The organism is Prevotella aff. ruminicola Tc2-24, from assembly GCF_900110895.1.
GTDB lineage: Bacteria > Bacteroidota > Bacteroidia > Bacteroidales > Bacteroidaceae > Prevotella.
The window spans coordinates 765,184-777,909 of the sequence record NZ_FOIQ01000001.1 but is presented as its reverse complement, the minus strand read 5'-3'; the positions used below and the strand labels follow the sequence as shown (position 1 = coordinate 777,909).

The following is a 12,726-nucleotide window of genomic DNA, read 5'->3' as shown; positions in this document are numbered from 1 at the left end:
GTTATTTTTTCTGTTGGTTCATGCGTTGGCGCTGCATCTCTTCGGCCTGCTTCTGCATGGCTTCGAGGCGAGCAGCGAGTCCGCTGGTTTTCTTTGTCGGATTATTCTTGTTCTTCTGATAGTTGGCTTCCAGAATGGCAAGTAACTTCTCGTCGTTGGTCGTCTTGCGGAGCACCCACATGATGGCTGCCGAGAGGAACAGCGAGATGAAGTAGTAGAAGTTCAGACCAGAAGAGTAGTCGTTAAGCAGGTAGAACATGAAGAGGGGCATGAGGTACATCATCCACTGCATCATCTTCATCTGCTCGGCTTGCTGACCCACCATCTGGTCTCTTTGCTGGCGCATGGTCATGTAGCTGTAGAGCACGTTGGCCACACAGAAGAGAATACAGGTCAACGACAGATGGTCGCCAATACCCCAGATATGGGTGCTCCATTCCACGATAGGATCGTAGGTCGAGAGATCATCAATCCAAAGGAAAGACTGACGTCGTAGCTGGATGGCGTTTGGTACGAAGTTGAACATCGCAATCCAGATGGGCATCTGGATGAGCATGGGCAGACAGCCACTCAGGGGCGAAACACCATACTGAGAGTACATCTGCATCATGGCCTGTTGCTTCTTCATCTGGTCTTCGGGCTTGTCGTACTGCTTGGTTGCCTCGTCGAGTTTCGGCTTCAGCACACGCATCTTGGCGGATGACATATAGCTCTTCTTGACCATGGGGAAGGTGATGGCCTTCAACAGCAGGGTAATCAGGATAAGTACGATACCCATCGAGAAGCCCCATGAGGTCAGCCAGTCAAACACATAGATCGTGAAGAAACGGTTGATATAGCGGAAGAGTGGCCATCCGAGATAGACAAGTTGTTCCAGATCGAGGTCTTTGCCGAAGGCACTCTGTTCCTCTACATCCTTGATCAGACGGAAGTCGTTAGGACCAAGATACATCTCAAACTCAGACGGACGTACGCCAGAGGGGTCGAAGGCGGTCTTCATTTTAGCGCAGAACTGCTTCAGATAACCTGATCCCTTTTCCTGGGGAATACTTGTCATCAGTGAGTTGGCTGCGAAGTCGTCTTTTGCAATCAGGGCGGCAGAGAAGAACTGATTCTTGAAGGCTACCCAATCGAGCGACTTCTCGATCTTCTCGTCGATCTTCTCCGACGTCTCGCTCAGGTAGTCGGTTCCTCCCTTACATTCTTTATAGGTGAGGGTAGAGTAGCGGTTCTCGAACGTGAAACCTTTTTCCTGTTGACGTGCGAGGTCAGTCCACTCAATATCCATCTCTTTGTAATTAGGTGCAAAGATGCCGTTCAGTCCCTTAACCTGTAGGGAGAAATGCAGCAGATAGTCTTTGCCAAGCGTATAGTCGAGCACAAGACTACCACCGTTGCCTGTCTGTGCCGTCATCGTCACCGTTGAGTCGGAAATGTTTGAGGGTGTGAAATACAGATCCTGCGTGATGATGTTCTCCGACTTGCCAGCCAACATGAAATTCATCTGCTGGGTCTTCTCGTCGAAGAGGGTTACATCCATTTTATTGTCACGGTCTTCGAAGCCTTTGATGACAGCCTTCGAGATGGTGCCGCCCTTGGTGCTGAAAGTCAGCTCAACCTTGTCGTTCTTGAGGATGACAGGCTGGTTGGTACCTTTAAGGGCAGAGAAGAAGATGGCCGTGGAATCGTCCGTGATTTCAGCCTCAGCCTGCGCTTTGCGCTCGGCCTCGCTGGCCTTCTGCTGCTTGACTGCGTTATCCTTGATGGCTGCTGCAATACTGTCTTGTTTTCGTGCGGCCTCGATCTCCTCGGCCGAGGGCTGGTTGTACCAGCTGAACCCGATTAATACCAAAGCGATGAGCACGAACCCGATAATGGTGTCTTTATTCATTGTTTATTCGTTTATGTTTTGCTTAATTTATATATTTACACAATAAATCAAGGTGCAAAATTACGAAAAAAATGCGAAAAGTATGCAATCGATAAAGAAAAAAATGTAACTTTGCAAATAGTTATGCGAAAACTAATATTATTCTTTGCGGCAGTCTCTGTGCTCAGCGCAGACGCCGCGCAGCCAAACGACACTCTGGACGGACGTTATTACCGTCTGTTCGCACCGTTGACGTTTTATCACAATGTAGCCGACAAGACGTTGGCTTTGAACTCAGAGTCGGCAGGTAAGGATGCTGTCATTGATGAGGTTGACGCTGCCCTGCTGAACATCTATCTGAATCGTCCGGATCTGGTAAGTACCACTGAAACGGAACTACAGGAGACTGGTAATATCCGTGAAGATGTGTATACACCGATAGAGAATCAGGTCGAGTTCGTGGAGAAGGTCGAGGCTCCTGTCATTGATGCGCCAGAAGAGATTATTGACACATTGATGGTTCAGAAACCTAAATTCTGGACCAGGAAGGGCGACGGTTTCCTTCAGTTCATGCAGAACTATGTATCTGGCAACTGGTATAAGGGCGGTGAAAGTAATTACTCTATGGTTGGTGCCCTGACGCTGGAGGCAAATTACGATAATAAGAATAAATGGAAGTGGGATAACAAACTGGAAATGAAGCTTGGCTTCCTCCGTTCTCGAACAGACTCGCTTCACAAGTTTAAGGCTAATGAGGACCTGCTCCGTTTTACAAGTAAATTGGGACTTGAGGCCGCAAAGAACTGGTACTATACGCTCCAGCTATTGGCATACACGCAGTTCACCAGGGGATTGAAATCTAACGATCCCTTTACCTACTCGGATTTCATGTCACCATTCAACCTGAACCTGGGTCTTGGTATGGACTACAAAGTTGAGAGCAAGAACAAACGACTGACGGGAACGATCAACCTCTCTCCGCTTGCTGTTAACTATCGTTATGTGGGACGTCTCCCCCTTGGACCTAGTTATGGCCTGAAGGTTGGTAAGCATACCTTGCTTGATTTCGGTTCTCAGTTGACGGCCGACTTGGTATGGAAGATGAATGAGAATGTCACATGGAAGTCAAGACTCTATGCCTTCACTTCTTACAAGCGAGCAGAGATCGAGTGGGAGAATACCTTTGAGTTGCGCGTCTCGAAGTATATCACAGCCAATCTGTTCCTCTTCCCGCGCTTTGACGATGCAGGAGTGTATGACAGCGACTTAGGCTATTGGCAGTTTAAGGAATACAGTTCGCTAGGTTTCACCTATGCGTTCTAAATCTAAAGCAGATAAGCAAACAGCCCACCAACTGGTGGGCTGTTTTAATTTATTTGGCTTCTGTCATATCGCCTTCAATGTAGAGTCTTGTCATCTCAACGGCTCCGTTGGTTCTTACCGTGATGGATTTCTTAAAATGACCTGGGAATTTACCCGTGCCGTTGTATGTCACTTTGAGTTTTCCTTGTTCTCCTGGTTTGACGGGAGTCTTCGTGTATTCGGGGACCGTACATCCACAACTGGCAACAGCTTGATTGATGACTAGGGGCTGCTCGCCAACGTTTGTATAGATGAAGGTATAGGTCACGATAGGATTTTTCTCAGAGAAAGTCCCGAAATCATGGGTTAACTTATCGAATTTGATCTCTGCAGGTTTCTGAGCAAATGCGGTAGTCATTCCGCATAAGAGCATCATTGTCAATACAATTAGTTTCTTCATCTCTGTATGTTTTTTTTGTTTAATTCGGTGGCAAAGATAATAAAAAATTAAGAAATAAGGAATAAGAATTAAGAATTATATTTGCTACTTATCATTTTTTTATGTAATTTTGCACCTCAAAAGAATAAAAAGAGATTAAATATGTATAGAAGCAAGACGTGTGGAGAGCTTAGGCTTTCTGATGCTGGTTGTGTTGTGACACTCGCAGGCTGGGTACAGCGTAGTCGTAAGATGGGAGGTATGACATTCGTCGACCTTCGTGACCGCTATGGTATTACGCAGTTGGTTTTCAACGAGGCCGTAGATGCAGAGCTTTGTGAGCGCGCGAACAAACTTGGCCGTGAGTTCTGTATTCAAGTAAAGGGAGAGGTCAGTGAGCGCCAGAGCAAGAACCCAAAGATGCCGACGGGCGATGTGGAGATTCTAGTGAAAGAACTGAATATTTTGAGTGAGAGTCTCACACCCCCCTTTACGATTGAAGATAATACCGATGGCGGAGACGATATCCGGATGAAGTATCGTTATCTCGATCTTCGTCGTGCTGCTGTCAGAAAGAATCTCGAGTTGCGTCATCGTATGACAATCCTGATTCGTAACTTCTTGGATTCAAAGGATTTCATTGAGGTTGAGACTCCGATTCTGATTGGTTCTACACCAGAAGGTGCACGTGATTTCGTAGTGCCTTCTCGTATGAATCCTGGGCAGTTCTATGCTTTGCCACAATCACCGCAGACATTAAAGCAGTTGCTGATGGTGAGTGGTTTTGATAGGTACTTCCAGATTGCCAAATGCTTCCGTGATGAAGATTTGCGTGCAGACCGTCAGCCTGAGTTTACACAGATCGACTGTGAGATGTCTTTCGTGGAACAGGAGGACGTGCTCCAGTTGTTCGAGGATATGGCTCGTCACCTGTTTAAGGAGGTTCGTGGTGTCGAACTGCCGCCTTTGCAGCGTATGACATGGCATGAGGCGATGCGCCGTTTCGGCTCCGACAAACCAGACCTCCGCTTTGGTATGGAGTTTGTCGAGCTGATGGATGTTCTCAAAGGAACGGGATCATTCCCAGTATTCAACGATGCTAATTATATCGGTGGTATCTGTGTGCCTGGTTGTGCGAACTATACCCGCAAACAGTTGGATCAGCTTACTGACTTTGTGAAGCGTCCGCAGGTCGGCGCCAAGGGACTCGTATATGTGAAGTTCAATGAGGATGGCTCTGTCAAGTCAAGCGTAGAAAAATTCTATGAGCCGGAAGTATGGGCAAGATTGAAGGAGGTGATGGGTGCCAAGGACGGTGACCTGGTATTGATTCTTAGTGGTGATAATGCCAATAAGACCCGAGTGCAGCTCTGCACGCTGCGTTTGGAGATGGGTGACCGTCTTGGACTTCGTGACAAGAATCAGTTCGTCTGTCTGTGGATTGTAGATTTCCCGCTCTTTGAGTGGAGCGATGAGGAGCAGCGTCTGATGGCTACGCATCATCCGTTTACGATGCCGAACCCCGATGATATACCTCTGCTTGATACGGCTCCGGAAAAAGTACGTGCTGTTGCCTACGATTTCGTCTGCAATGGCGTGGAGGTCGGCGGAGGATCACTTCGTATTCATGATGGAAAGTTGCAGGAGAAGATGTTCCAGATCCTTGGTTTCACACCAGAACGCGCGATGGCTCAGTTCGGTTTCCTTATCAATGCCTTCAAGTATGGCGCACCTCCTCACGCAGGTCTCGCTTTCGGCCTTGACCGTTTTGTCTCATTGATGGCTGGTCTCGATAGTATTCGTGACTGTATCGCCTTCCCGAAGAACAACAGTGGACGTGATGTGATGTTAGATGCTCCAGGCGAATTGGACCCCAAACAACTAGAAGAATTACAACTGAAATTGGATCTGCAATCGTCGGTTGACATACATCAAGAATAGGTTGCGTTTTGCTAAAAAAGCCTAAATATCAATAACTTGTCTGAAATAATAGTGGTATTTTTGCACACGAAAAATTTATGAGGAGTATTCACTTCAATACGAATTAATTTTTTTAACTATGGCAGAAAAGAAAGCAACAGCTAAGAAGGCTACTGAGACAAAGGCAGCCGCAGCTAAGAAAACCACAACTGTAAAGAAAGCAGCTGCTCCTAAGGCAGCAGCCAAAAAGTCTGTTCTCGCAGTGAATGCGGAGAACATCGGTTTCAAGGCAGGAGATGTTTATCAGGCACTGGCAGCAGCAGGAAAGGCGCTCACCGTGAAGGAGATCGCAAAGGCTGCAAAGATTTCAGAGGAGGAGACTCTTCTCGGTCTGGGTTGGCTCTTTAAAGAAGGCAAGCTCGTTAACGCCGGGGAGAAAGTTACATTAGCTTAATCCGTTAACGTACTATAGAAAAGGTCGGTAAGTTCGTGTTACCGACCTTTTTTAATCACATGACATACGACAGACAGATACTTCAAATCCTTACCGATGTTGGTGACAAGGGCATTAGCGTACAGCTGTTGGCCAAGCATGTTTATAACCTGAACTCTTCCTTGTTCTATACCCCGGATTTGGAGAATATCCATTCTTATGTCCAACAGTATCTTCTCAAGAATTCAAAATCTTCTTTATCTCTGATTGAGAGCATGGACCGTCGTGGATATTACCGCTTGAACATCCAGAATAATCAGGATGCTCGACAGTTGATGATTGATTTTAAACGGGATTTAGGCTCAGAGGAAAAAGAAGAGAAGTCTCCGAAAGACCTCTCTCTGGATCTGTTCCTCTGATTATAACTGCTTATATACTTTTTCGTAGACACTTAAAAGCATCTCTGCCGTTTGTCGCCAAGAGAACTGTTCCGCACGTCTGATACCTATATCTTCCTGCTTTCTGTAAAAAAGGTCATCCTCTTCTAACTGTATCATCTTATTCGCAATCTCATCGGGATCTTCTGGATTGACGAGAATGGCGTCAGGTCCTCCAATTTCTGGCATGGATGAAGTGTTGGATGTAATGACGGGAGTACCGCAAGCCATCGCTTCCAGAAGTGGGATCCCGAAGCTTTCTCTGAGAGAGGTGTAGAGGAATGCAAAAGCATTATTGTATATATATGGCAGGTCTTTGTTGACAATGTAGCCTGGAATGACTACTCTTCGCCAGATATTCTCGATATGGTTTTTCTCAATAATTGCTTTTAAGTACTCGTTATCAAGGTCGGCCATCAAGAGCTTGCGTTTAACATTCGATCTCTCCAGATATTTGGAATAAGCGATTAGTGTCCTTTCGGTGTTCTTCTTAGGGTCTGTATTGCCAAGGAAAAAGAAATAACCTTGAACGTCAATATACTTCTTGTATACCTGATTGAGGTCCTGAATAGGTTTGAACCAATCATTATAACCGTTATATATCATCACCATCTTTTCCTGGGGGATACCCAGTCTTGATTCGATATTGTTCTTCTCGTAGTTTGATACGGTGATAATACGTCTGCATTTTTTGAGGATCCGAGGTACGACCAATCGTCTGTAAAGCCATCCCATATTCTGGTAGAAGGACTTGTTCGACTTGTCACGAGGCTCCATGAAAATGATATCATGGAGCGTGAGTATTAGGGGTATACGACACCAGATTGGAGCTGTGTTGCTTGTGCAGTGTAAAATATCAATATTCCACTCCTTTGCTGCTCTTGGTAATGTGAACTGTTCCCATAAAGGATAGAAGCTGCCACCAATCTCAATGATATGAACATGCTTCGATTCTTCCAAGCATCTATCTTCGCCAGGCGCGACAAACACGAAATAGTCATTCTGGGTGTCCATCTTCTGTAGTTCCTTGATTTCTTGCAGAACCACATAATCCATTCCGTGCTTGTTCTTCCTGAAGATACGTTGCGCTTCTATACCTATTCTCATATCTGTTTGATAATTTTTGCAGGGATACCAGCTGCAAGTGAATGTGGTGGAATATCCTTCGTTACTACAGCACCTGCTGCAATGACAGAGTGCCTGCCGATTGTCACTCCCGGTAGAATAACAGCATTGGCACCAATCCACGTGTCGTCTTCTATTATGACCTGATCAGTGCTGACTCCTTGTTCATCGATTCTTTTCTGCGGATCTGAAAAAATGTGGTTGAGGGCTGTGATGGTAATCCCTTGGGCCAGGTTAACGTGACTGCCAATGACGACGGGACCAATGATTGTATTATGCAGACCGATACGAGTGTGATCGCCGATACTCACGTCACCCACGGCATTGTTAATGCATGCGAACGACTCGACGACAGAATAGTCTCCCAGGTGGAACTTCCTATAAGGAGGGGTGTCCATCCTGACAGATCCATGGATCACGGAATGTCTGCCTCGGTGCTGATATAAGGGCGCGAGCAGTCTGATATACCATCGCGGACGGGTTTCAACCTGATTCATGATGAACCAGGTCATTAGCTTCTTGAGTTTCGGACTAGCTTTCAATCTCTCTCTGATTCGCTCGTTGTCCATAGGCATATGTTATTAGTTGTTGATATTTTCGATGAGTTTTTTCCACTGTCCAATAATCTGGTCGATGTTAAATTGCTGGGCAATCTTGATGGCCTCTTCTGATTTTGATGGCCAGTCAATATGTGTGGCTTCTTCTAGTTGCTGTGCCAAAGAATCAATATCTCCATTTTTAAAATAGAGACCGAAATCACCCATGATTTCCAGACTTGTTGGCAGGTCTGAGGACACGACTGGTAGTCCGTGCGCCATGGCTTCAACGAGAACAAGTCCGAAGCCTTCCCATCTGGAACTGAGCACATAGATTTGAGCCTGGCTATAATAATCTTGTATGCGGTTCGTGAAAGGATGGATGGTGACTCTATCTTCTAAGTGAAGTTCTTGGATTAGCTCTCTGTACATTTCCTCTTCAACACCCTCGCCAACCAGATCTAGATGCCACTCTGTATTCTTTTGGGCAAACAGGTGAAAAGCTTTGATCAGTAGGTCGTATCCTTTATGTCGTCGTGAGAAGCGGCCAACAGACAGGAAGGTCTTAGAGTTTCCTACAGAACGCTTGTCAGGTATCAATGTTAAGGGATTATAGATGACGGTTGGCCGGAATCTTCTATCATATCGCTGATACGAGTCGGCATCATGATGGCAAAGTAGGATGACATCGTCCAACTCTCTGAACTGGTATACATAGTGGCGTTTCCGCTTTGCTCCGATGTAGATAAATGTATCACCGAATAGAGCCTCGAAAGAGTTGTGAATCCAACCGATAGTCTTAACTCCTGGCAGTTCCTTCTTGATGGTTGCCAATCTTCCTGCTAAAGGCGCATGGACACCGATAATAACTTGATAGTTGCCTTGTCTTAACTCTTCTGTCAGTGCTTGGCGGAGTTCATAAGGGAAAGAACTTCTGGCATAAAGATTGGATGCCCATTTGGAACTGGGACGGAGTTTCATGTAAAGTCCGCTATATGCTTTGCAAATTATATTCTTGTATCGTTTGACAGTCGGATATGTGAAGAAACGAAAGTGAATGTCAGTATCATTCAATTCATAGAGCGACAGGTCTTTGGCTTCTGGCTTGTCGAACGTGACGATAGTCACATCGTAGGTTTTTGCCAATTCCTTGGCAATCACAGCAGTAACACGTTGAACACCTCCGATGCTGAATATGCTGTCGACAAGAAAACAGATTCTCTTTCTCATCCAAATATCTCCTTAATTACGTGTCTCATCTGATTCTCCCACGATAGATCTTGGATAGAATCGCGAATGGCCTGAGGCGACATTCTTAACTGATGATAGAATCGAACAAGTTCATTGATGTCAATAGCAGACTCGTCGGCAGGCGCTTTCATAACGAACGGCTTGCAGTCAAAGTCTTGATCTGTTTCGGAATAAACAAACGGGATTCCTCTGGCTGCATATTCCCGATTCTTAAGTGTTTTGATGCTCTGGATTCCAACACGATGTCGTCCAAGACTACCGATGCCGAAGTCGCATGAGTCAAAAATACGGTCAAGTTCCTCTCCATGTTTCTTTCCGTGCAGAATCACATATTCATCCATCTGTAAGTCGGAGACTGTCTTCCTGAATTCCTTTTCTCCCTCAGCAGAGTAGAAGTATCCAACCACATGGAAGCGGACGATATAAGCAGGCTGTTGTGCGTAATAAACGGCAAGTCCTTTTACGACCCTATCGAAACCATGCCATCCGTGGATCTCAGCAACACCTATCAGATTCAATGATTTATTTGTGTCGTTTTCTGCTGTCTTAACCTTTACATTGCGGAAGTCAATGCCATTGGAGATTCTGATCGTCCGCTGTCCAAAGATCCTCTCATCGTCAGAGAATGTGATGATGGCATCCAAATGCCTGGCCAGTGAATGACGGAAAACCTTGTCAAGGAAGATCAGATTGTCCATTCCTTGTGCATGGTACTCTGTGTCATAAGGATATGTCGGAATCTCCAAGACAACCTTCATGCCAGCCTGCTTCATACGCTTCACCATTTTGATGGTGAATGGATTCGCATTATGATTCGAACGAATGTAGACAAAGTCGATATGTGAGTTGATAGCATATTTTACAATTGACGCGAACTCCGTTCTTTTAAGGATCTTGCTGATTGTACTATTGCCATAGTCTGCAATGACCGTATTGTCCACTATTCTTTTCTTAGAAGATGACTCGTCCATATAGCAGAGATGTACTTCCATGCCGCATGTCCTAAGTGCATCGACCTGGTACGAAACCTTTTTACTGATTCCATTATTGGGGTCAAATCCGTGGAATATGAGAAACAGGACTTTTTTCATAGCAGGTGTTTGTATTTGGCAATGACAGTGATGATGAAGACGGTAAGCCATCCTGGCAGGACTCCTAGTACGTAGAATGCGAGATTGGCCATCTTATATCTCTTGAAGGTCATAATCTCTAATAGAGAGGCAGGATGTTTCATCGCGTCTTTGATCGTTTTGTTTGTCAGAGCAGGGGTGATGATCTTCCTGTTTTTGATAAGTCCGGAAACGATATATAGCATCTGCGTCATACTCCTGGCGCATCTGGCTTCATAGTAGGGTTTCCCCTTCAAGGATTGGTTTTTGTTCTTGACGTAAGTGTAGATATCTATGAACTCCATAATCTCTTGCAGATTGATGGTATTTCTTCCTTGAAGGTTCGATAGGGAGTTATTTCGGATTACGTAATAGTAGGTGACATCAGGGAGTAATATGGCTTTAGTTACTAACGGCACCATGTCAGTACTGAAAATCACGTCTTCATGGAAACGACTTTGAGGAAATTCAAGCTGTTGTTCTTTTAAGAAACTGACAAGAAATAACGTGTTCCAGATATAATTCCGCAGGTTCTCATGGAGATTCTGGAATGCATAGGAGGCCAGTTCGTCGGGTTTGTTGAAAACCTTATATGGCTGTGAGAGGTAGCTGAGTTCAACGTTAGTGTTTATCGTCTTGACTGAACCATAAACGACCTCTGCCTGATTTTTTTCTGCTTCTGCATATAGCTTCTGTATACAGTCTGGGGTGATATAATCGTCGGAATCCACAAATAGCAAATACTTGCCTTGTGCTTTCTTGATAATCAGGTTTCTGGACATGCCAATACCCAGATTCTTTGATTGGGTGTGACAAAAGATCTGCTGTCCTTTGGGATGGGTCTCTTGTAGTTCTCTGATGATCTCCATCGTTTTGTCTGTGCAGCAGTCGTTGACAACCAGAATTTCCAGATTGCCGTCAAATGTCTGATTCAATATCGATAGCAAGCATTTCTGGATGTAATGCTCAACATTGTAGACGGGTATTCCGACTGTTACATCGTAAGTTGTTCCCATTTTAGACAGTAGCCGTTTTGATTTTATTGTGCTAAGGTAGCCATTTTTTTGATATCCCCCAAATAATCTGCCTGATTTTTTTGTTTTTCCGATAATAATTAGTACATTTGCGATGTATTCATAATCTGATGGAGGATGAAAAATCCCAAATATAAGATCGTATATTGTACACCTGCCTTGTATTCTGCTGGAGGGGTAGAGCGAATTGTTTCATTCAAGGCAAGCTACTTCGCGGAGCATCTCGGACACGATGTGACGATAATTGTGACGGAAGGGAAGGGACGTTCGTCATTCTTTCCTCTATCTGATCAAGTAAAGGTCGTTAATCTGGAACTGGGTTTTGAAGAACTGTGGACGGCTTCGTTTTTCAAAAAGGTTATTCTGTATCTCCATAAACAGTGGAAGTTCCGACGCATGTTGAGGGCAGAACTGATGCGTATCAGACCTGATTTTACGATTAGCATGCTTCGTCGTGAGATTAATTTCATAACAGGTATCCATGATGGCAGTAAAAAGATTGGAGAACTGCACGTCAACAGATCGAATTATCGTAACTTTGAGGCAAATGATACGAATCTTCTTAAGAAAGTCTTTGCCAGAATATGGATGGGTAGTTTGGTTGAAAAGCTGAAAAAATTGGACAGACTTGTCGTTCTGACAGAGAAAAATAAGGACGCATGGCCGGAATTGTCAAATGTTGTAGTTATTCCTGATCCTTTGCCCATTCAGTCTAAAACTTCAGCAGATGTGCATACAAAGAGGGTGATAACCATCGGACGCTATGCCTATCAGAAAGGCTACGATATGCTGATTCGTGCCTGGGCGGAAGTTGAGAAACGGTTCCCGGATTGGCAATTGTCTATTTATGGCATGGGAGATCAGTCGTCGTGCCGACAACTGATTTCTGATTTAGGAGTTGATCCCCAGCGCTGTCTGTTGAATGGTGCTGTTTCTGATGTGTGTCAGGAGTATATGAATAGTTCTGTCTTTATTTTGAGTTCTCGCTTCGAGGGTTTCGGTCTAGTCTTGATTGAGGCGATGTCTTGTGGGCTTCCTGTCGTTTCCTTTGATTGTCACACAGGACCTGATGAAATTATTTCTGATGGTCATGATGGTTTCCTTGTGCCAGCCAATGATATTCATGCATTGTCGAAGAAACTGATGGCTCTGATGGGGGATGAAGAACTGAGACGTCGTTTTTCGGAGAATGCTCGTTTGAGCTCCAGGAAGTATGATGCGGATAAAATCGCATCTCAGTGGACTTTATTATTCTCTCAGTTGAAATAGA

Annotated in this window: 12 protein-coding genes; 5 read left to right on the top strand and 7 right to left on the bottom strand. The window is 44.9% G+C overall.

Annotated features, from left to right (window positions below; all coding sequences use genetic code 11):
* Nucleotide 1: 1 nt before the first annotated feature.
* Nucleotides 2-1,891 carry a membrane protein insertase YidC gene (yidC, locus tag BMY63_RS03360; protein WP_091914688.1) on the bottom strand — a complete coding sequence of 630 codons (1,890 nt, stop codon included), beginning with the start codon at nucleotides 1,889-1,891 and terminating at the stop codon, nucleotides 2-4.
* Nucleotides 1,892-2,014: 123 nt separating this feature from the next.
* Here yidC and BMY63_RS03355 point away from each other — a divergent pair, with 123 nt between their 5' ends.
* Nucleotides 2,015-3,193 carry a DUF3078 domain-containing protein gene (locus tag BMY63_RS03355; protein WP_091914686.1) on the top strand — a complete coding sequence of 393 codons (1,179 nt, stop codon included), beginning with the start codon at nucleotides 2,015-2,017 and terminating at the stop codon, nucleotides 3,191-3,193.
* Nucleotides 3,194-3,242: 49 nt separating this feature from the next.
* Here the strand turns inward: BMY63_RS03355 and BMY63_RS03350 are convergent, their stop codons facing one another.
* Nucleotides 3,243-3,632, bottom strand: coding sequence for a DUF1573 domain-containing protein (locus BMY63_RS03350; protein WP_091914684.1), 390 nt, complete (start codon nucleotides 3,630-3,632; stop codon nucleotides 3,243-3,245).
* Nucleotides 3,633-3,773: 141 nt separating this feature from the next.
* Between BMY63_RS03350 and aspS the strand changes: the two genes are divergently transcribed.
* The 3 genes from aspS (at nucleotide 3,774) to BMY63_RS03335 (ending at nucleotide 6,383) form a co-directional block, all read left to right on the top strand.
* A complete protein-coding gene (gene aspS, locus BMY63_RS03345) occupies nucleotides 3,774-5,552 on the top strand; it encodes an aspartate--tRNA ligase (protein WP_091914682.1) in 1,779 nt (592 codons plus the stop codon).
* A 118-nt stretch (nucleotides 5,553-5,670) separates the two neighbouring features.
* Nucleotides 5,671-5,985: a winged helix-turn-helix domain-containing protein gene (locus tag BMY63_RS03340; RefSeq protein WP_091899742.1), complete on the top strand. Its 315-nt coding sequence runs from the start codon at nucleotides 5,671-5,673 to the stop codon at nucleotides 5,983-5,985.
* Nucleotides 5,986-6,044: 59 nt separating this feature from the next.
* The gene (locus BMY63_RS03335; protein ID WP_091914680.1) at nucleotides 6,045-6,383 is read left to right on the top strand and encodes a hypothetical protein; all 339 of its coding nucleotides are present in this window, start codon (nucleotides 6,045-6,047) and stop codon (nucleotides 6,381-6,383) included.
* On the opposite strand, the gene BMY63_RS03330 is transcribed toward BMY63_RS03335, so the two are convergent.
* Genes BMY63_RS03330 through BMY63_RS03310 form a run of 5 tightly spaced genes read right to left on the bottom strand, consistent with a single transcriptional unit; the run spans nucleotide 6,384 to nucleotide 11,438 of the window.
* Entirely contained in the window at nucleotides 6,384-7,508 is a 1,125-nt protein-coding gene (locus tag BMY63_RS03330; protein WP_091914678.1) for a glycosyltransferase family 4 protein, read from the bottom strand.
* A complete protein-coding gene (locus tag BMY63_RS03325; protein ID WP_091914676.1) occupies nucleotides 7,505-8,095 on the bottom strand; it encodes an acyltransferase in 591 nt (196 codons plus the stop codon). Before BMY63_RS03325 ends, BMY63_RS03330 begins: the two co-directional genes overlap by 4 nt.
* A 12-nt stretch (nucleotides 8,096-8,107) precedes the next feature.
* Nucleotides 8,108-9,292 (bottom strand): glycosyltransferase, encoded by a 1,185-nt coding sequence (locus tag BMY63_RS03320; protein WP_091914674.1) that lies wholly within the window; start codon nucleotides 9,290-9,292, stop codon nucleotides 8,108-8,110.
* The gene (locus tag BMY63_RS03315; RefSeq protein WP_091914672.1) at nucleotides 9,289-10,404 is read right to left on the bottom strand and encodes a glycosyltransferase family protein; all 1,116 of its coding nucleotides are present in this window, start codon (nucleotides 10,402-10,404) and stop codon (nucleotides 9,289-9,291) included. The genes BMY63_RS03320 and BMY63_RS03315 overlap by 4 nt, the downstream gene beginning before the upstream one ends.
* A complete protein-coding gene (locus tag BMY63_RS03310; RefSeq protein WP_091914670.1) occupies nucleotides 10,401-11,438 on the bottom strand; it encodes a glycosyltransferase family 2 protein in 1,038 nt (345 codons plus the stop codon). Before BMY63_RS03310 ends, BMY63_RS03315 begins: the two co-directional genes overlap by 4 nt.
* A gap of 135 nt (nucleotides 11,439-11,573) precedes the next feature.
* Here BMY63_RS03310 and BMY63_RS03305 point away from each other — a divergent pair, with 135 nt between their 5' ends.
* Nucleotides 11,574-12,725: a glycosyltransferase family 4 protein gene (locus BMY63_RS03305; RefSeq protein ID WP_091899735.1), complete on the top strand. Its 1,152-nt coding sequence runs from the start codon at nucleotides 11,574-11,576 to the stop codon at nucleotides 12,723-12,725.
* Nucleotide 12,726 lies beyond the last annotated feature (1 nt).